Source organism: Micromonospora sp. NPDC005707 (assembly GCF_040631005.1).
Taxonomy (GTDB): Bacteria; Actinomycetota; Actinomycetes; order Mycobacteriales; family Micromonosporaceae; genus Micromonospora.
This window is the reverse complement of the sequence record NZ_JBEXYR010000002.1, coordinates 290820-309046: the sequence shown is the minus strand read 5'-3', so window position 1 is coordinate 309046 and position 18227 is coordinate 290820. Positions and strand designations below refer to the sequence as shown.

General features: G+C 73.5%; 19 protein-coding genes. 11 read left to right on the top strand and 8 right to left on the bottom strand.

The window, feature by feature from the left end:
• Positions 1-18: 18 nt before the first annotated feature.
• The 8 genes from tsaE (at position 19) to ABZ452_RS03925 (ending at position 7390) form a co-directional block, all read left to right on the top strand.
• Entirely contained in the window at positions 19-501 is a 483-nt protein-coding gene (gene tsaE, locus ABZ452_RS03960) for a tRNA (adenosine(37)-N6)-threonylcarbamoyltransferase complex ATPase subunit type 1 TsaE (RefSeq protein ID WP_357939093.1), read from the top strand.
• A 62-nt stretch (positions 502-563) separates the two neighbouring features.
• Positions 564-1265 carry a uracil-DNA glycosylase gene (ung, locus tag ABZ452_RS03955; RefSeq protein WP_357938686.1) on the top strand — a complete coding sequence of 234 codons (702 nt, stop codon included), beginning with the start codon at positions 564-566 and terminating at the stop codon, positions 1263-1265.
• 144 nt (positions 1266-1409) lie between these two features.
• Positions 1410-2087 (top strand): tRNA (adenosine(37)-N6)-threonylcarbamoyltransferase complex dimerization subunit type 1 TsaB, encoded by a 678-nt coding sequence (gene tsaB / locus ABZ452_RS03950; protein WP_357938684.1) that lies wholly within the window; start codon positions 1410-1412, stop codon positions 2085-2087.
• Complete coding sequence (gene rimI, locus ABZ452_RS03945) at positions 2084-2536, top strand: ribosomal protein S18-alanine N-acetyltransferase (protein ID WP_355348082.1); 453 nt, start codon at positions 2084-2086, stop codon at positions 2534-2536. The genes tsaB and rimI overlap by 4 nt, the downstream gene beginning before the upstream one ends.
• Before the next feature lie 5 nt (positions 2537-2541).
• A complete protein-coding gene (gene tsaD / locus ABZ452_RS03940; RefSeq protein WP_357938682.1) occupies positions 2542-3588 on the top strand; it encodes a tRNA (adenosine(37)-N6)-threonylcarbamoyltransferase complex transferase subunit TsaD in 1047 nt (348 codons plus the stop codon).
• A gap of 17 nt (positions 3589-3605) precedes the next feature.
• Positions 3606-3860, top strand: coding sequence for a hypothetical protein (locus ABZ452_RS03935; RefSeq protein ID WP_357938680.1), 255 nt, complete (start codon positions 3606-3608; stop codon positions 3858-3860).
• A gap of 72 nt (positions 3861-3932) precedes the next feature.
• The gene (locus tag ABZ452_RS03930) at positions 3933-5639 is read left to right on the top strand and encodes an ABC transporter ATP-binding protein (protein WP_357938678.1); all 1707 of its coding nucleotides are present in this window, start codon (positions 3933-3935) and stop codon (positions 5637-5639) included.
• Entirely contained in the window at positions 5636-7390 is a 1755-nt protein-coding gene (locus tag ABZ452_RS03925; protein ID WP_357938676.1) for an ABC transporter ATP-binding protein, read from the top strand. Before ABZ452_RS03930 ends, ABZ452_RS03925 begins: the two co-directional genes overlap by 4 nt.
• A gap of 51 nt (positions 7391-7441) precedes the next feature.
• Here ABZ452_RS03925 and ABZ452_RS03920 read toward each other — a convergent pair whose 3' ends face one another.
• The 7 genes from ABZ452_RS03920 to map form a co-directional block, all read right to left on the bottom strand.
• On the bottom strand, positions 7442-8179 hold the full coding sequence (locus ABZ452_RS03920; RefSeq protein WP_357938674.1) for a DUF4142 domain-containing protein: 738 nt from the start codon (positions 8177-8179) through the stop codon (positions 7442-7444).
• A 124-nt stretch (positions 8180-8303) separates the two neighbouring features.
• Positions 8304-9485, bottom strand: coding sequence for an ROK family protein (locus tag ABZ452_RS03915; protein WP_357938672.1), 1182 nt, complete (start codon positions 9483-9485; stop codon positions 8304-8306).
• Positions 9486-9511: 26 nt separating this feature from the next.
• Positions 9512-10771, bottom strand: coding sequence for an ABC transporter permease (locus ABZ452_RS03910; protein WP_357938670.1), 1260 nt, complete (start codon positions 10769-10771; stop codon positions 9512-9514).
• The gene (locus ABZ452_RS03905; protein ID WP_357938668.1) at positions 10768-11583 is read right to left on the bottom strand and encodes an ATP-binding cassette domain-containing protein; all 816 of its coding nucleotides are present in this window, start codon (positions 11581-11583) and stop codon (positions 10768-10770) included. Before ABZ452_RS03905 ends, ABZ452_RS03910 begins: the two co-directional genes overlap by 4 nt.
• A gap of 107 nt (positions 11584-11690) precedes the next feature.
• Positions 11691-12791 (bottom strand): substrate-binding domain-containing protein, encoded by a 1101-nt coding sequence (locus tag ABZ452_RS03900; RefSeq protein WP_357938666.1) that lies wholly within the window; start codon positions 12789-12791, stop codon positions 11691-11693.
• A gap of 222 nt (positions 12792-13013) precedes the next feature.
• On the bottom strand, positions 13014-13493 hold the full coding sequence (ybaK, locus tag ABZ452_RS03895) for a Cys-tRNA(Pro) deacylase (protein WP_357938664.1): 480 nt from the start codon (positions 13491-13493) through the stop codon (positions 13014-13016).
• Between the two features lie 10 nt (positions 13494-13503).
• Complete coding sequence (gene map, locus ABZ452_RS03890) at positions 13504-14319, bottom strand: type I methionyl aminopeptidase (RefSeq protein WP_357938661.1); 816 nt, start codon at positions 14317-14319, stop codon at positions 13504-13506.
• A 64-nt stretch (positions 14320-14383) separates the two neighbouring features.
• Here map and ABZ452_RS03885 point away from each other — a divergent pair, with 64 nt between their 5' ends.
• Positions 14384-14650 carry a helix-turn-helix transcriptional regulator gene (locus ABZ452_RS03885; protein ID WP_357938659.1) on the top strand — a complete coding sequence of 89 codons (267 nt, stop codon included), beginning with the start codon at positions 14384-14386 and terminating at the stop codon, positions 14648-14650.
• Position 14651: 1 nt separating this feature from the next.
• Here the strand turns inward: ABZ452_RS03885 and ABZ452_RS03880 are convergent, their stop codons facing one another.
• On the bottom strand, positions 14652-15878 hold the full coding sequence (locus tag ABZ452_RS03880; protein ID WP_357938657.1) for a methyltransferase domain-containing protein: 1227 nt from the start codon (positions 15876-15878) through the stop codon (positions 14652-14654).
• 312 nt (positions 15879-16190) lie between these two features.
• On the opposite strand from ABZ452_RS03880, the gene groES reads away from it, so the two are divergent.
• A complete protein-coding gene (groES, locus tag ABZ452_RS03875) occupies positions 16191-16505 on the top strand; it encodes a co-chaperone GroES (protein ID WP_018222648.1) in 315 nt (104 codons plus the stop codon).
• A gap of 70 nt (positions 16506-16575) precedes the next feature.
• Positions 16576-18219 (top strand): chaperonin GroEL, encoded by a 1644-nt coding sequence (gene groL, locus ABZ452_RS03870; RefSeq protein WP_357938655.1) that lies wholly within the window; start codon positions 16576-16578, stop codon positions 18217-18219.
• Positions 18220-18227: the final 8 nt, after the last annotated feature.

The window sequence follows — 18227 nt, the reverse complement described above, 5'->3', positions numbered from 1 at the left end:
AGTGAGCCGGGTGACGCGGTGAGCGTGGTGGTGGAGCTGAAGACGATCGACGACACCCACGAGTTCGGCCGCCGGCTGGCCGGTGTGCTGCGCGCCGGTGACCTGCTGCTGCTCAGCGGCCCGCTGGGCGCTGGCAAGACGGCGCTGACCCAGGGCATCGGCGCCGGCCTCGGCGTGCGCGGCGACATCACCTCGCCGACCTTCGTGATAGCGCGGGTGCACCGGCCGGATCCGGCGCGGGGTGGCCGGGTGTCCCTGGTGCACGCCGACGCGTACCGGCTGGGGGAGTCGGCCGACCCGCGCGCCGAGATCGACGACCTGGACCTGGACGCCTCGGTGGACGAGGCGGTCACCGTGGTCGAGTGGGGCGAGGGGATGGTCGAGCAGCTGGTCGACGCCCACCTGCGGGTGCGCATCGACCGGCGGGACGACGACACCCGGGTGGTCAGCCTGGAGCCGGTCGGCGGCGACTGGGCCCGGCGGCTGGCCACCCTGGACTGACCGGCTGTCACACCCGCTGCCTACAGTGCCGGGGACCGATCCGACGCGGTGAAAGGTTGCCGATGCCCGACGACGCTCCGACCCTCGACCTGCTGGCGCTCCTGCCGGACGCCTGGCGGACGGCGCTCACTCCGCACCTCGACCCGGCCCGCACCGCGGCGCTGGCCGAGTTCGTCGCCGGGGAATACGCCACCCGCACCGTCTTCCCGCCGGTCGAGGACCTGTTCTCCGCCTACCGGCTGTGCGGGCCGGCGGAGACCCGGGTGCTGATCCTCGGGCAGGACCCCTACCACCGGGTGGGGCAGGCGCACGGGCTGAGCTTCAGCGTGCGCGAGGGGGTCACGGTGCCGCCGTCGCTGCGCAACGTCTTCAAGGAGCTGGGCGAGGACCTGGGCGTGCCGAAGCCGGCCGGCGGCAACCTGAGCGGCTGGGCGGCGCAGGGCGTGCTGCTGCTCAACGCGGTGCTGACCGTCCGGCAGGCCACTCCGGGCTCGCACGCCAACCGGGGCTGGGAGGAGTTCACCGACGCCACCATCCGGGCCCTGGACGCGCTCGACCAGCGGGTGGTCTTCCTGCTCTGGGGCGGCTACGCGCGCAAGAAGGCGGCCCTGGTCACCAACCCGCAGCACGTGGTGCTGGAGGCCGGCCACCCGAGCCCGATGAACCCGCGCGGCTTCCTCGGCAGCCGCCCGTTCAGCGCGGCCAACAAGGCCCTCGCCGACGCCGGCCTGCCCACCGTCGACTGGGAACGCACCGCCGGCTGACCGTCGGCGCGGTGCTCGCCGGCCGGGCCCGCGGCGCAGTCCTGCCGTCCTGGCGGGAGAGCGGCCGGACGGCGAGCGAGCCGAGCCGGGAGGCGGGAGGGGCGTCACCGCCGGTAACCGGGGCGGCGACTAGGCTGGCATACCGTGCTCGTACTCGTGGTGGACTCCTCGACGCCCGCGGTGACCGCGGCGCTGGTCGAGGTCTCGGCGGACGGCGTCGCGGCCCGCGCGCAGCGGTGCACGGTCGACGCGCGGGCCCACGGCGAGCTGCTCGCCCCGCAGGTCGACGCGGTGCTGGCCGACGTCGACGCCCGCCCCGCCGACCTGGCCGCGATCGTCGCCGGGCTCGGCCCCGGGCCGTTCACCGGGCTGCGGGTCGGCCTCGTCACGGCCGCCACCATGGGCCAGGTGCTCGGCATCCCCACCTACGGGGTCTGCTCGCTGGACGGGATCGGTCACCCGGCGGCCGCCGGCGAGCCGGTCCTGGCGGCCAGCGACGCCCGGCGCCGGGAGGTCTACTGGGCCGTCTACGACGGCGCCGGCCAGCGCATCGCCGGGCCGAACGTGGACACCCCGGCGGTCGCCGCCGGGCGGGCCCGGGACCTGGCCGTCACGGTGGCGGTCGGTGACGGCGCGCACCGGTACGCCGACGTCCTCGGCCTGCCGGTGCGGAAGGAGCCCCGGTACCCGGACGCCGTGGCGCTGGCCCGCCTGGCCGCCGAGCGGATCCGCGCGGGCGCCCCCGGTGAACTGCTCACCCCGCTCTACCTGCGCCGCCCGGACGCGGTCGCGGCCACCGGCCACAAGCCGGTGCTTCAATGAGCCAGGTTCGACTGGGCCGGTTCCGCTGGTGGCACGTCGATGAGGTGCTGCCCCTGGAGGCGGACCTGTTCGGCGCCGAGCGGTGGTCCCCGGCGATGTTCTGGAACGAGCTCGCCAACGGCCATCACTACCTGGTCGCCACCGACGACGACGGCACGGTGCTCGGCTACGCCGGGCTGATGGTGGCCCCGCCCGACGAGGCCTGGGTGCAGAACATCGCGGTCCGCCGCGACGCGCAGCGCCGGGGGATTGGCCGGCTGCTGCTGGAGGCGCTGCTCGCCGAGGCGGCCCGGCGCGGGGTGCGCAGCACGCTGCTGGAGGTCGCCGCGGACAACGCCCCCGCCCAGCGGCTCTACGCGATGTACGGCTTCGAGCCGATCGGCGTGCGCCGCGGCTACTACCAACCGAGCAACACCGACGCGCTGGTCATGCAGCGCAACGAGGACTGACGCGCATGGCTGACGAACCACTGATCCTCGGCATCGAGACCTCCTGCGACGAGACCGGGGTGGGCATCGTCCGCGGGCACACCCTGCTGGCGGACGCGCTCGCCTCCAGCGTCGAGGAGCACGCCCGGTTCGGTGGCGTGGTGCCCGAGGTGGCCAGCCGCGCCCACCTGGAGGCCATCGTGCCGACCATGGACCGGGCGCTGCGCGAGGCCGGGGTGACGATCGCCGACATCGACGCGATCGCCGTGACCTCCGGGCCGGGCCTGGCCGGCGCGCTGCTCGTCGGGGTCGCCGCCGCCAAGGGGTACGCGGTGGCCGCCGAGAAGCCGGTGTACGGGGTGAACCACCTCGCCGCGCACGTGGCCGTGGACACCCTGGAGCACGGTCCGCTGCCCGAGCCGGCCATCGCCCTGCTGGTCTCCGGCGGGCACTCCTCGCTGCTGCGCGTCGACGACCTGGCCCGGGAGGTCACGCCGCTCGGCGCGACCATCGACGACGCGGCCGGCGAGGCGTTCGACAAGGTGGCCCGGCTACTCGGGCTGCCCTTCCCGGGCGGCCCGTTCATCGACCGGGAGGCGCGGGCCGGTAACCCGGCGGCGATCGCGTTCCCGCGCGGGCTGACCGCGCCCAAGGACCTGGCCGGGCACCGTTTCGACTTCTCCTTCTCGGGCCTGAAGACGGCGGTGGCCCGCTGGGTGGAGGCGCGGCAGCGGGCCGGCGAGCCGGTGCCGGTGGCCGACGTGGCCGCGTCATTCCAGGAGGCGGTCTGCGACGTGCTGGTCGGCAAGGCTCTGGACGCCTGCCGCAGCAGCGGCATCGACACGCTGGTGATCGGCGGCGGGGTGGCGGCCAACTCGCGGCTGCGGGCGATGGCCGAGCACCGGGCGGCGAAGCACGGCGTCCGGGTGCGTACGCCCCGGCCGAAGCTCTGCACCGACAACGGCGCCATGGTGGCCGCGCTCGGCTCGCATCTGGTCGCCGCGGGCGTCGCCCCGAGCCGGCTGGACCTGCCGGCCGACTCCGCCATGCCGCTGACCGTGGTCAGCGTCTGAGGCGGGAGGGGACCGACGTGATCGTCCGGATGTGGGAGGCGAAGGCGGAGCCGTACGGGTTCGCCGACCTGATCACCTGGGTGTGCGAGACCGCGCTGCCCGAGTTCGAGCACGAACCGCTGCACCTGTCCAGCGAGGTGTTCTCCTCCACGGACCACCGGGTGGTGGTGATCTCGAGGTGGCGGAGCAGCCCGCGGGAGCTGCCCGAGCCGCCCATGCGGCTGGTCGCCCGGCCCCCGCACAGCTGGGACTTCACGCAGGTCGATCGCTGACCCGGCGGGCCGCCTGACCGGCGGGAAACTGGTTGGCGTCCACCCCGGCGCGGCACTTAGCGTCGGGTGGTCATGCGTTTCTCACCCGCCGGCGATCCCGGCGCCCCCGACACCCGGTCCGCCACCCGTTACCTGGTCTGGCTCGCCGGTCGGCACCCCCTGCTCTTCGGCGGCGCCATCGCCCTCGGCGTCACCTGGATGGTGGCCCAGGCGCTGATGCCGGCCGCCGTCGGCCGGGCCATCGACGCCGGCCTGGCCCACCGTGACCCGGACGCCCTGCTCCGCTGGGGTCTCGTCCTGCTCGGGCTGGGCGTCGTCCAGGCGACGACGGGCATCCTGCGGCACCGCTGCGCGGTGCACAACTGGCTCGGCGCCGCCTACCGGACCGTGCAGGTCACCGTGGACGCCACCAACCGGCTCGGCGCCGCGCTGCCCCGCCGGGTCGCCGCGGGTGAGGTGGTGAGCATCGGTACGGCCGACATCGAGCACATCGGCAGCGCGGTCGACATCACCGCCCGGGGCACCGGCGCGGTGGTCGCGATCGCCACCGTGTCGGTGATCCTGCTCACCGCCTCCGTGCCGCTCGGCCTCGTGGTGGTGCTCGGGGTGCCGCTGCTCATGGGGCTGGTGGCGCTGCTCATCCGGCCGCTGCACCGGCAGCAGGCGGCGTACCGGGAGTCGACCGGTGAGCTGACCGCCCGGGCCGGCGACATCGTCTCCGGGCTGCGGGTGCTGCGCGGGGTGGGCGGGGAGCCGGTGCTGGGCGCCCGCTACCGGGAGCAGTCCCAGGCGCTGCGGGCCGACGGCCTGCGGGTGGCCCGGGTCGAGTCGCTCATCCAGGCCGCGCAGATCCTGCTGCCCGGCGTCTTCGTGGTGCTGGTGACCTGGCTCGGGGCGCGGTTCGCGCTGCGTGGCGAGATCAGCGCCGGCCAGTTGGTCTCCTTCTACGGCTACACGGCGTTCCTGGTCAGCCCGCTGCGCAACCTCACCGAGGCGGCCGACAAGCTGACCCGGGGGCACGTGGCGGCCCGGCGGGTGGTGCGGCTGCTCCGCCTCGCCCCCGAGTTCACCGACCCGGCGCGCCCGGTGCCGGTGCCCGAGGGGCCGGGCGAGCTGGTGGACGTGCGCTCCGGGCTGGTGCTGCGGCCGGGCCGGCTCACCGCGTTGGCCGCCACCGCGCCCGAGGACGCCACTGAGATCGCCGACCGGCTCGGCCGGTACGCCGACGGGGACGTGACGCTGCACGGCGTACCGCTGCGGGACGTGGCGCTGGCGACGGTGCGCGAGCGGATCCTGGTGGCCGACAACGACGCGCAGCTGTTCAGCGGCGCGCTCCGCACGGAGCTGGACCCGCACGACCGGGCGGATTCCCGCGCGGTCGAGGCGGCGCTCGTCGCGGCGAGCGCGACGGACATCGTCGAGGCGCTGCCCGGCGGCCTGGACGGCCCGGTCGCCGAGCGCGGCCGGGAGTTCTCCGGCGGGCAGCGGCAGCGGTTGCGGCTGGCCCGGGCGCTGGTCGCCGACCCGGAGACGCTGATCCTGGTCGAGCCGACCAGCGCGGTGGACGCGCACACCGAGGCGCGCATCGCCGACCGGCTGGCCGCCGCGCGACGCGGCCGGACGACGCTGGTCTGCACCACCAGCCCGCTGGTGCTCGGCCGCGCCGAGCACGTGGTCTTCGTGGAGGACGGCAAGGTGGTCGCCGAGGGCCGCCACGACGAGTTGCTCGCCGCCGAGCCCCGGTACCGGGCCACGGTGAGCCGGGAGGAGGACCGGTGAGCAACGCCCTGCCCGTCGCCGACGCGCAGCAGGTCCGCCGGTACGCGCGGGAGCTGTTCCGCCGCCACCCGCGCGGCCTGGCCGCCGCGCTCGGCCTGCACGCTCTCGCCGCGGCCGCCGGCCTGGTCGCGCCCCGGCTGCTCGGCGACCTGGTCGAGGGGATCTCGCGCGGGGTCGGCGCGGTGACCGTCGACCGGATCGCCCTGGCCATCGCCGGCTTCGTGGTCGCCCAGTCGGTGCTGGTCCGCTTCGCCCACCTGGCCTCGGCCCGGCTGGGCGAGCGGGTCCTCGCCGAGCTGCGCGAGGAGTTCGTCGACCGGGTGCTGGCCCTGCCGCTGTCCACGGTGGAGCGCGCCGGCACCGGCGACCTGCTCACCCGCACGTCCCGGGACGTCGCCGCGCTGTCCCGGACGGTCCGGTTCGCCGCACCGGAGACGCTGATCGCGGCGGTCACCGTGCTGCTGATCCTGGGCGCGCTGGTGCTGACCGGCCCGCTGCTGGTGCTGCCCTGTCTGCTCGCGGTGCCGATGCTGGTCGCCGGCACCCGCTGGTACCTGCGCCGGGCTCCCGCCGGCTACCTGCGGGAGAACGCCGCGTACTCCGACATCACCGACGGGATCAGCGAGACGGTCGAGGGCGCGCGGACCACCGAGGCGCTGCGCCAGGCGGCCCGCCGCCGGGCCCGCACCGATGCCGACATCCGCCGGTCGTACGCGGCCGAGTACTACACCCTGAACCTGCGGACGGTGTTCTTCCCGATCGCCGAGATCGGCTACGTGCTGCCGGTGGCCGGCACGCTGCTGCTCGGCGGCTGGTTCTACCTGAAGGGCTGGGCCAGCCTCGGGCAGGTCACCGCGGCCACCCTCTACGCCCAGCAGCTGGTGGACCCGGTCGACCGGCTGCTCTCCTGGCTGGACGAGTTCCAGGTCGGCGGCGCCTCGCTGGCCCGGCTGCTCGGCGTGGCCGCCGAACCCGCCGACCGGCCGGCCGGGGGCGCGTCGCCCGACCGGCGGCCGGTCAGCGACGACGGGCGGCTCGCCGCCCACGACGTCCGGTACGCGTACCGCGCCGGCCACGACGTGCTGCACGGGGTGACCCTGGTGCCCCGGCCGGGGGAGAAGCTGGCCATGGTCGGCCCGTCCGGCGCGGGCAAGTCCACGCTGGGCCGGCTGCTGGCCGGGGTGCACGAGCCGCGCGCCGGGACGGTGACCGTGGACGGCCGGCCGCTGTCCGGGCTGCCCCTGGCCGAGCTGCGCACCCACGTCGCGCTGGTCAGCCAGGAGCACCACGTCTTCATCGGCACCCTCGCCGACAACGTGGCGATGGTCCGCCCGGACGCCGGGCCCGCCGAGGTGCGGGCGGCGCTGGCCGCGGTCGACGCGCGGGACTGGGCGGAGGCGCTGCCGGACGGGCTGGACACCCGCGTCGGCGCGGGCGGGCACCCGCTCTCGCCGGCCCAGGCGCAGCAGGTCGCGCTGGCCCGGCTGGTGCTCGCCGACCCGCACACCCTGGTGCTGGACGAGGCCACCTCGCTGATCGACCCGCGGGCGGCCCGGGCGCTGGAACGCTCGCTGGCCGCGGTGCTCCAGGGCCGGACCGTCATCGCCATCGCGCACCGGCTGTTCTCCGCCCACGACGCGGACCGGGTGGCGGTGGTCGAGGACGGCCGGATCACCGAGCTGGGTTCGCACGACGAGCTGGTCGCGGCCGGCGGCTCCTACGCCGCCCTCTGGCGGTCCTGGCACGGCTGAGCGGAAGGCCCCCACCGGAACACCGGTGGGGGCCCCGTGCGGGCGGCGCGGTCAGGAGCGGCGCAGCAGCCGCCAGGTCGCGTAGCCGCCGGTGGACAGGGCGAGCAGGAAGACGGCCCACACGACGGTGGTGCTGACCTGGATCCCGCCGTTGCTGCCGACGTTGGCCCCGGCCGCGGCGATCAGCGAATCGCTCTGCGCCGGGGGCATCGCGGGAGGCGGGAGCTGCTGCCAGCGGACCAGCCCGGTGCTCTCCAGCATCAGCATGTGGTTGGTGACGAAGGTGTTCGTCTGGTCGGCGAGCTTGCGCACGATCGGATCCCGGGTGCTGGCCCGGACGGCGCCGATCACCGGGAAGATGTTGCCGTGCGCGACCCGCAGCCGGGTCACGAAGATCTGGTCGAACTGGGCGCCGGTGGCGTTCTGCATCTCAGTCAGCCAGCCCTGCTGCTGGGTGGTCGGTGTGGTCGGCAGGGTGGCGCCCAGCTTGTTCGCGGCCTCGACCACGAGCTGGTCCAGGACGCCGTGCTGTCGCGCGATCTCCGCGCCGATCTCCCGTACCCGCTTCGACTGGCCCTTCTCGGCGGCCATCTGCCCGGCCGGCATCTCCCAGAGCCCCGCCAGCCGTACGCCGTTGAGCAGCGTCATGTCGGCGGCGTTGAGCTGGACAACGGGGTTGGGTGCGGCCTGTGCCGCGCCGGGAAGGACGCCGATCCCCGCGCCGAGCGCGACGAGCAGCAGGATCACCCGGTGCGCCAGCCGGCGGCGTGCGGATTCCAGCGGTGCCATGGTTGCGGTGCCTCCTCGGTCCGGACCGGTACGCGGGATGGCGCGGACGGCCGCCCCCGCGGCCGTCCGTCCGACCACTGGTACGGATCACGAGCCGTTTCAGTTCACCGGTTCCGGCGGGCGGTCAGCCGACGTCGAGCGGGTCGGCGAGGAGGCGTTCGAAGGCCAGCTCGGCGGCGCCGATCAGCGCCGCGTCGTCACCGAGCTTCGGGGTGCGCAGCCGCACGTGCTCCAGGCAGGCGGGCAGCCCGTTGGAGTTGAGCCGGCTGCGCACCTGGGCGGCGGCGGCCAGGTAGAGGTCGCGCATGGTGCCGCCGAAGATCACCATCTCGGGGTTGAAGATGTTGACCAGGTTGGCCACGCCGAAGCCGAGCCAGTCGCCGGCCTGCCGCACGGCGGTCTGGGCCCGCGCGTCGCCCCGGTCGGCCGCGTCGAAGACGGCCAGCAGCGCCTCCCGGCCCCGGGCGTCGGAGCGGCCGGCGGCGCGGAGCAGCCCGTGCTCGCCGATCTCGGTCTCCCAGCAGCCGCGCCGCCCGCAGTCGCAGCGCATCCCGTCGCGGACCACCACCATGTGGCCGACCTCGCCGCTGTAGCCGCCGTGCCCGGTGAGCCGCCGCCCGCCCGCGATGATGCCGGCACCGACACCGACGTCCCCGTAGAGGTAGATGACGTTGTCGCAGCCCGCGGCGACACCCCGGGCGTGCTCGGCGAAGGCGGCCACGTCGGCCACGTTGCCCACGGTGATGGGCACGTCGACGCCCAGCTCGGCGGCGAGCGCCGCGCCGATCGGCTCGTCCACCCAGCCGGTGGTCGGGCTGAGCCGGACCAGCCCGTCCTCGCGGCGGACCATGCCGCAGACCGCCAGGCCGACCCCGACGCACATCGAGTCGGCCGGCACGGCCCGGTGCATCTCCCGGACCGCGTCGGCCAGCAGCGGCGCGGCGTCCCCGGCGACCAGGTTCCGCGGCCGTTCCAGCTCGCGGCGGTCGAGCACCTCACCGCCGAGCCCGACCCGCGCGGCCCGCAGCCGGTCCACCTCGACGCTGTACGCGTACGCGTAGACGCGGGCCGACTCGGGCCGGACGACCAGCGACGGTCGTCCGGCCCGGCCGGTCTCCTTCGGCGTCCCCTCGCTGACCAGACCGACGCCGGCCAGGTCGGCGGTCAGCGCGCCGATGGTGCTGCGGTTGAGGCCGAGCGCGGTGGTCAGCTCCGCGCGGCTGGTGGCGCCGCGCACGTGCACGTACCGGAGCAGTGCGCCCAGGTTCTGCCGGCGGATCTCGTCCTGGCTCGGTCCCGCGCGCATCGCCACCGTCATGTTCCGTGCCGGGTTCAGCGGGTGCCGGTCGCGGCGGCCCGCCGGCGGGACAGCGCGTCGATGGTGGCGGCGGCGAGCAGCACCACGCCGGTGACCACGTACTTCACGCCCGAGCTGTAACCCATCAGTCCCATACCGTTGTCGATGACCGCGACCACCGCGCCGCCGAGCACGGCGTCGAGGACCCGGCCCTTGCCGCCGAAGAGGCTGGTGCCGCCGATCACCGCCGCGCCGACGGCGTAGAGCAGTACGTTACTGCCACCCGTGTTGGGGTCGACCGAGTTGGCCCGGCTGGCCGCCACGATGCCGCCGATCGCCGCCATCGTGGAGCAGATGACGAAGACGGAGATGCGGATCCGGTCGACGTTGATGCCGGCCCGGCGGGCCGCCTCGGCGTTGCCGCCGACCGCGTAGACGTGCCGGCCGTAGCTGGTGCGCTGGAGCACGAAGGTCCAGACGACCAGCAGCACCGCGATGATCGGCACCACGATCGGCACGCCCTTGAGCGAGACGACCAGCACGTTGCGGCTGCGCTCCAGGTTGAGCACGTAGACCGCGGCGCCAAGGATGACCGCGAGGCCGGCGATCCGGGCCACCACCACCGCGAACGGGTCGGTGAGCAGGCCGCGGGCGGCCCGGTTGCGGTGGCGGAGCAGTTGCACGGCCCCGTACCCGGCGACGGCCACCGCGGCCAGCGCCCAGCCGAGCGCGGTGGGAAGGTTGCGGTTGGCGATGGCGAGGAGGACGTCGTCCCGCACCGAGATGTTGGAGCCCTCCTTCATGAGCATCAGCACGATGCCCTGGAAGGCGAGGAAGCCGGCCAGGGTGACCACGAAGGAGGGGATGCCCACCTTCGCGACCAGCAGGCCGAGCCCGATGCCGATCGCCAGGCCGGTGGCGACGGCGGCGAGCACCGCGACGTACCACGGGTAGCCGAGTTCGGTCACCACGTTGGCCAGGATGGCGGCGCAGACGCCGCTCGCGAAGCCGGCGGAGAGGTCGATCTCGCCGAGCAGCAGGACGAAGACCAGGCCCATCGCGATCAGGGTGACCGCGGCGCCCTGGGTGAACAGGTTGGCGAAGTTGCCGGCCGTGAAGAACGTCGGGCGGGCGATCGAGAAGCCGGCGGCGAGCGCGAGGAGCATGAACACGGCGGGCAGCGCGCCGATGTCGCCACCGCGTACCCGGCGCCAGTAGTTGCTGAGGTGGGTGCCGACGGTGGGCGCTGGCGTGACCGCGGCGGGGCCCTCCCTCTTGACGGCGGTGGTGGTCATCGGACGGCTCCTGGAGTCGTGTCGGCGGGCGCGGCGCCGGTGCCGTTGCTGCCCGAATCGGCGAGGCCGAGGTCGCCGGAGCGACCGGCGGTGATCAGCTCGACCACCTGCGCGTGCGTGATGTCGCTGGTTTTCACCTGGGCGACCATCTGGCCGAGGTAGAGCGCGGCGATGCGGTCGGAGACCGCGAAGACGTCGTTCATGTTGTGCGAGATGAGCACCACGGCCAGGCCGTTGTCGGCGAGCCGGCGGACCAGCTCCAGCACCTGGGCGGTCTGCGCGACGCCGAGGGCGGCGGTCGGCTCGTCCAGGATGACCAGCCGGCTGTTCCAGAGCACCGCCTTGGCGATGGCCACGGTCTGGCGCTGGCCGCCGGAGAGGCTGGACACGTGCTGGCGCAGCGACTTGACGGTCCGCACGCTCAGCCCGGCCAGGGTCTCGGCGGCCATCTGCTCCATGGTCGGCTCGTCGAGCACGATGCCGCTGCGCTTCTCCCGGCCGAGGAACATGTTCTGCACGATGTCGAGGTTGTCGCAGAGCGCGAGGTCCTGGTAGACGACCTCGATGCCCAGCGCGGCGGCGTCCCGGGGGCTGTTGATGCTCACCGGCCGGCCGTCGAAGTGGAACTCGCCGCCGTCGGTGGGATGGATGCCGCTGATGCACTTGACCAGGGTCGACTTGCCGGCGCCGTTGTCGCCGACCAGCGCGGTCACCTCGCCGGGGTACGCGGCGAAGGCCACGTCGCGCAGCACCTGGACGGGACCGAAGCTCTTGTCGATCCCGCGTAGCTCCAGCAGGGGGGTTGCGGACACGGGGTTCTCCTTGGGAACGGAGGGGAGGTCTCGGATCCCGTCCGGCGTCGGCGCCGCCCGGCACGGGTGTCCGTGCCGGGCGGCGCCGCCTGGTGCGGGGGGATGGGTCAGCTGATGCCGGCGTCGGTGCAGAGCTTGGCGAAGTTGCCGGTGCAGAGCTCGTCCTTGGTGACGTAGCCGTCCGTCACGACGTCCTTCACGTTGTCCTTGTAGATCGCCTTCGGCTCCAGCAGCACGGCCGGGACGTCCCGTCCGCCCTCCGGGTCCTTGACGGTCTGGCCGGTGTCCTTCTTCTGGCCCTTGGCCAGCCCGATGGCCAGCTCGGCGGCGGCGTCCGCCTCCTTCTTGACCGCCTTGTAGACCGTCATGCACTGGTCGCCCAGGAGGATGTTCTGCAGGCCCTCCTTGGTGGCGTCCTGACCGGTCACCGGGACCTTGCCGTTGAGCTTGTTCTTCTTCAGCACCGAGATGGCCGCGTTGCCGAGGCCGTCGTTGGCGGCCAGCACCCCGTCGATCTTGCCGCCGGCCTTGGTGAGCTGCTGCTCGAAGATCGTGGCGGCCTGCGCGTTGTCCCAGGCCGGCACCGAGTCGTCGGCGACCTTGGTGTACTCCTTCGAGTCGAACTTCGGCTTGAGCACCGAGTCGTACCCGTTCTTGAACAGGGTCGCGTTGTTGTCGGTCGGCGAACCGTTGAGGTAGGCGATCGACGGGTTCTTGGCGCCCTTGTCGGTCAGGCACTTGCTCAGGCCCTCGCCCTGGAGCTTGCCGACCGCCTCGTTGTCGAAGCTGACGTAGTACTGGGCGGAGCCGCCCAGGGTCAGCCGGTCGTAGTCGATGGTGGCGACGCCCTGCGACTTGGCCTTGTCGAGCACGGCCTTGCCGGTGCCGGAGTCCAGGTTGACGATCATCAGCACGTTGACGCCGTTGGTGATCATCTGGTCGGCGATGGTCTGGAAGGCGTTCTTGTCGTTCTGGGCGTTCTGGATGTCCGACTCCACGCCGGCCGCGTCGAACGCCTCCTTGAGGTACTTGCGGTCCGCGCCCTCCCACCGGGCGGAGGACTTGCTGTCGGGGAGGATCACGCCGATCTTCGGCTTCTTGTCGGTCGAGCCGCCGGCCTGGTCGGAACCGCCGTTGTCACCACAGGCGGCCATGCTGCCGGTCGCGAGAAGACCGACGGCCGCGAAGGTGAGGAAGCCCTTGCGCATATGCATGGGTCCTTTCGGGGGTTGGGGGAGTTGTTGTCGGTGTTTTGTTGTGCCCGGCAACGTATTCCTCCCCGCCGAAGTCGCGCAAGGGAGCCGAGGTCAGAAGTTTGTTGGCGGCAGTAACAATTCAGCAACGCAAGTGACACCCCGCCGTCACCGTGCGGAGAGCGCTCCCCCGGGTGGCGTGCGGAAACGCTCCCAGCCGACCCGGGGAGAGGTGGCTCAGCGGGTGGCGATCGGCGCCGTGACGGCACCGGTCAGCGCGACCAGGTCGGCGGGGGCGAGCTGCAGTTGCAGGCCGCGGCGCCCCGCCGAGACGTAGACCGTCGGATGCTCCAGCGCGGAGGCGTCGACGACCGTGGGCAGCCGCTTGCGCTGGCCGAGCGGGCTGATCCCGCCGCGGACGTACCCGGTGGCCCGCTCCGCCACCGTCCGGTCCGCCATGGCCGCCCGCTTGCCGCCGGCCGCCGCGGCCAGGGCCTTGAGGTCCAGCTCGCCGGTGACCGGCACGACCGCCACGGTCAGCGCGCCGTCGACCTCGGTGACCAGCGACTTGAACACCTGGGCCGGTGGCACCCCGAGGGCCGCCGCGACCAGGGCGCCGTAGTTCGGGGCGTCCGGCGAGACGTCGTACGGGTGGGTGCTGTGCGCGATCTTCCGCTTGGTCAACAGTGCCGTCGCCGGAGTGCCCTGTCCCGCCATGAGCGACAAACTAACCCGCGGCAGCCTGCCCGGTGCGGTCGCCCGGCCTGCTGCTGTGCCCGGAGCGGCGGGTCAGCACCCGGGGGCCGGCCTCGGTGATCGCGACGGTGTGCTCGGAGTGGGCCGAGCGCGAGCCGTCCGCGGACCGGATCGTCCACCCGTCCTCGTCGAATCTGATCTTGTCGGTGCCGCGGCACAACCACGGCTCGATCGCGATCGTCAGGCCGGGCTTGAGCTTCATGCCCCGGCCGGAGCGGCCGGTGTTGGGCACGTGTGGGGCCTCGTGCATGGTGCGGCCGATGCCGTGGCCGCCGAATTCGTTGTTGACCTGGTAGCCGTAGCGGCCGGCGACCCCGGCGATGGCGGCGGAGATGTCGCCGATCCGGTTGCCCGCCTGCGCCGCGTCGATCCCGGCCTCCAGCGCGACCTCGGTGGCCTCGATCAGCTTCAGGTCGTCCGGGGCGGGAGTGCCGACGACGACGGACAGCGCGGAGTCGGCGACCCAGCCGTCGATCCCGACCGCCATGTCGATGCTCAGCAGGTCACCGTCGCGCAGGGCGTAGTGGTGCGGCAGGCCGTGCAGCACGGCGTCGTTGACCGAGAGGCACAGGACGTTGCGGAACGGGCCGCGGCCGAACGACGGCGTGTAGTCCCAGTAGCAGGACGCCGCGCCACGCTCCTTGATCCGGCGGCGGGCGTGGTGCTCGAGGTCCATCAGGTTGACCCCGACGGCGGCGACCTCACGCAGCTCCGCCAGCAGCTCGCCGACGAACTGGCCGGTCACGGCCATCCGGTCGATCTCCTCGGCGGACTTGAGTTCGATCACGATCAACCCTCCCCTTCTCTTGCGGTATTTTTATACCACGGCGGCCGGGGTCTATCCTGCTGGCATGGTTCGCCCACCGCTCACGCCGGAACAGGTCGCAGCGGGGCAACGCCTCGGGGCGGCGCTCCGGGTCGCGCGAGGCGACCGCAGCCTCGTCGAGGTGGCCGTGGCGGCCGGCATCTCGCCGGAGACGCTGCGCAAGATCGAGGTGGGCCGGCTTCCGGCACCCGCGTTCGGCACCGTGGTCTGCCTCAGCGAGGTCCTCGGCGTCGCGCTCAGCGACCTGGCCGAGGTGTGGCTGGCCGACCTGCGCGTCCGCGAGGCGTCCTGACTCAGCCGGGCACCGGGCGGCAGAGCAGCACGGTCGGCGCGCCGGCCACCCGGGTCAGCACCAGGCTGGCCGCCGCGTCGCCGGCCAGCCGCAGATCCCGGCGCAGCTTCTCCGGCTCCAGCGCCGAGCCGCGCTTGAGGATCTCCACGCGGCCGACCCGGCGCTCCCGCAGCAGGGCGCGCAGCCGCTTCAGCGAGAACGGCAGGACGTCGGTGATCTCCAGGCAGCGGGCGAACGGGGTCGGCCGGGCCTCGTCGCCGTACAGGTAGGCGATGCTCGGGTCGGCCAGCGTCGCGTCCAGCTCGCCGGCCAGCTCGGCGACCAGGTGCGCGCGCACCACCGCCGGGTCCGGGTCGTACAGGAAGCCGCGGGGCCGGCCCACCGGCGCCTCGGCGTCACCGGTGCCGGTGAGCTGGTAGGAGGCGACCCCCGCTCCGCCGGAGGCGTCGGGTGGGTGTCCGTCCTTCTCGCGGAGCACGGTGGCGCGGCGGGGCACCGCCGCCAGCGCGCCGCACCAGAGCGTCGCCTCGACCAGGTCGCCGTCGACGCTCACCCACTCCGCCTCGGCGCCCGCCGGGATCAGCGCGTGGTCCAGTCCCGGGGCCACCTTCACCACCGTGTGCGGCACCCGCTCGGCCAGCCCGGTGACGAAGTCCCAGGGCGGCGAGTAGGCGTTCGGGTCGAAGATGCGCCGGCCGGTGCCGGCCTTCCGGCGGGCCGGGTCGCAGAAGACCCCGTCGACCCGGCCCACGTCGAACGCCGTGGCGTCCCCACACTCCACCGTGAACAGGTCGCCCAGCCCGGCCGCCTCGGCGTTCGCGGCGGCCATCGCGGCGGTCACCGGGTCGGCCTCGACGCCGTACACCCGGATGCCGGCGCGGGCCGCGGCGAGCGCGTCCGCCCCGAGGCCGCACCCCAGGTCGGCGAGGGTGGCGACGCCCGCGGCGCGCAGGCGCTCCGCCCGGCGCCGCGCCACGACCCCCCGGGTGGCCTGCTCCAGGCCGGCCCGGGTGAGGAACATCCCGGCCGCCGCCGGGCCGAACTTGCCCACGGCACGGCGGCGCAGCTCGGCCTGGGTCAACGCCGCCGCCGCGAGCCCGGCCGGCACCCCGGCGGAGCGGAGCGCCGCCGCCGCCGTCAGCGGGTCGCCGCCGGCCACCCGCGCCGCCGCGTCGAGCGCGGCCGACCCCTCGGGGGTACGCAGGGCGGCGAACTGTTCCAGGTCCACCCGGGCATTCTCCCGGCCACCCCCGGCCGACCGCCCCGGACCCCTCGTGGCCCGTCGTCGTCGACTCCGGTCCGGCCGGATGACGCGACACGAGGCGCGGCGCGTTGGCACTCTCCTTGACGGAGTGCTAGCCGAGGAATAACCTGCGATTAGCACTCTCACCCTGAGGGTGCCAACGCCCGGGCCCTGGTGTCCGGGGGTTGAGCGCCAGGCGGACCGGCACCCGCGACGACGGCCCCGCCCGGTGGCATGTGGCAGATTGACGCTGGTCGGCGTGCCGACCGGCAACGACACCAAGTACCCCAGGAGGGTATGCCCGTGACTACCGCGACCAAGGTTGCGATCAAGCCGCTCGAGGACCGCATCGTGGTCCAGGCGAACGAGGCCGAGACCACCACCGCCTCGGGCATCGTGATCCCCGACACCGCCAAGGAGAAGCCGCAGGAGGGCACCGTCCTCGCTGTCGGCCCGGGCCGGATCGACGACAAGGGCAACCGCGTGCCGATCGACGTCAAGGTCGGCGACACCGTCCTCTACTCGAAGTACGGCGGCACCGAGGTCAAGTACGCCGGCGAGGAGTACCTGGTGCTCTCCGCCCGCGACGTCCTCGCGGTCATCGAGAAGTAAGCAACCGATCAGTGTCGTTGCCCCGGTCCGGCTCGCCGGGCCGGGGCAACGTCGCTTCGAAGGGATACAGATGGCGAAGATCCTGAGCTTCTCGGACGACGCCCGGCACCTGCTGGAGCACGGTGTCAACGCCCTCGCGGACGCGGTCAAGGTCACACTCGGCCCGCGCGGGCGCAACGTCGTCCTGGACAAGAAGTTTGGTGCGCCCACGATCACCAATGACGGCGTGACGATCGCCAAGGAGATCGAGCTCACCAACCCGTACGAGAACCTCGGCGCGCAGCTGGTCAAGGAGGTGGCGACCAAGACCAACGACGTCGCCGGCGACGGGACCACCACCGCGACCGTGCTGGCCCAGGCCATGGTCCGCGAGGGCCTGCGCAACGTGGCCGCCGGGGCCAACCCGACCGGCCTCAAGCGGGGCGTCGACGCGGCGGCCGCCAAGGTCTCCGAGGCGCTGCTCGGCCGGGCCGTCGAGGTGGCCGACAAGGAGTCGATCGCGCACGTCGCGACGATCTCCGCGCAGGACAGCACCATCGGCGAGCTGATCGCCGAGGCGATGGAGCGGGTCGGCCGCGACGGTGTCATCACCGTCGAGGAGGGCTCTGCTCTGATCACCGAGCTGGAGGTGACCGAGGGTCTCCAGTTCGACAAGGGCTTCATCTCGCCGAACTTCGTCACCGACGTGGAGGGGCAGGAGTCGGTCCTGGAGGACCCGTACATCCTGATCACCACGCAGAAGATCTCGGCGATCGAGGAGCTGCTGCCGCTGCTGGAGAAGGTTCTCCAGAACAACAAGCCGCTGCTCATCATCGCCGAGGACGTCGAGGGCCAGGCCCTGTCCACGCTGGTGGTCAACGCGATCCGCAAGACCATCAAGGTCTGCGCCGTGAAGGCCCCCGGCTTCGGCGACCGCCGCAAGGCGATGCTCCAGGACATGGCGATCCTGACCGGCGCCGAGCTGGTCGCCCCGGAGCTGGGCTACAAGCTCGACCAGGTCGGCCTGGAGGTGCTCGGCACCGCCCGTCGCGTCGTGGTCGACAAGGAGAACACCACGGTCGTCGACGGTGGCGGCCAGGCCGCCGAGGTCGCCGACCGGGTCGCCCAGATCCGCAAGGAGATCGAGGCCTCGGACTCCGAGTGGGACCGGGAGAAGCTGGCCGAGCGGCTGGCGAAGCTCTCCGGTGGCATCGCGGTGATCAAGGTCGGCGCGGCCACCGAGGTCGAGATGAAGGAGCGCAAGCACCGCATCGAGGACGCCATCGCCGCGACCAAGGCCGCGGTCGAGGAGGGCACGGTCCCGGGTGGCGGCGCCGCCCTGGCCCAGATCCTGCCGGTGCTCGACGACGACCTGGGCTTCACCGGTGACGAGAAGGTCGGCGTCTCGATCGTGCGCAAGGCGCTGGTCGAGCCGCTGCGCTGGATCGCGCAGAACGCCGGCCACGACGGCTACGTCGTGGTGCAGAAGGTCGCCGGCAAGGAGTGGGGCAACGGCCTCGACGCCGCCACCGGCGAGTTCGTCGACCTGGTCAAGTCCGGCATCCTCGACCCGGTGAAGGTGACCCGCAACGCGGTCACCAACGCCGCCTCGATCGCCGGCCTGCTGCTCACCACCGAGAGCCTGGTGGTGGAGAAGCCGGAGAAGGCCGAGCCGGCCGACGCCGGTCACGGCCACGGCCACGGGCACGGCCACCAGCACGGCCCGGGCTTCTGATCCCGAGT

Coding starts and splice junctions, on each gene's coding strand:
- ung (WP_357938686.1), top strand. CDS start 564: ATGCCCGACGACGCTCCGACCCTCGACCTGCTGGCGCTCCTGCCGGAC.
- rimI (WP_355348082.1), top strand. CDS start 2,084: ATGAGCCAGGTTCGACTGGGCCGGTTCCGCTGGTGGCACGTCGATGAG.
- tsaD (WP_357938682.1), top strand. CDS start 2,542: ATGGCTGACGAACCACTGATCCTCGGCATCGAGACCTCCTGCGACGAG.
- ABZ452_RS03930 (WP_357938678.1), top strand. CDS start 3,933: ATGCGTTTCTCACCCGCCGGCGATCCCGGCGCCCCCGACACCCGGTCC.
- ABZ452_RS03920 (WP_357938674.1), bottom strand. CDS start 8,179: ATGGCACCGCTGGAATCCGCACGCCGCCGGCTGGCGCACCGGGTGATC.
- ABZ452_RS03915 (WP_357938672.1), bottom strand. CDS start 9,485: ATGCGCGCGGGACCGAGCCAGGACGAGATCCGCCGGCAGAACCTGGGC.
- ABZ452_RS03910 (WP_357938670.1), bottom strand. CDS start 10,771: ATGACCACCACCGCCGTCAAGAGGGAGGGCCCCGCCGCGGTCACGCCA.
- ABZ452_RS03900 (WP_357938666.1), bottom strand. CDS start 12,791: ATGCGCAAGGGCTTCCTCACCTTCGCGGCCGTCGGTCTTCTCGCGACC.
- ybaK (WP_357938664.1), bottom strand. CDS start 13,493: ATGGCGGGACAGGGCACTCCGGCGACGGCACTGTTGACCAAGCGGAAG.
- ABZ452_RS03885 (WP_357938659.1), top strand. CDS start 14,384: ATGGTTCGCCCACCGCTCACGCCGGAACAGGTCGCAGCGGGGCAACGC.
- groES (WP_018222648.1), top strand. CDS start 16,191: ATGCCCGTGACTACCGCGACCAAGGTTGCGATCAAGCCGCTCGAGGAC.
- groL (WP_357938655.1), top strand. CDS start 16,576: ATGGCGAAGATCCTGAGCTTCTCGGACGACGCCCGGCACCTGCTGGAG.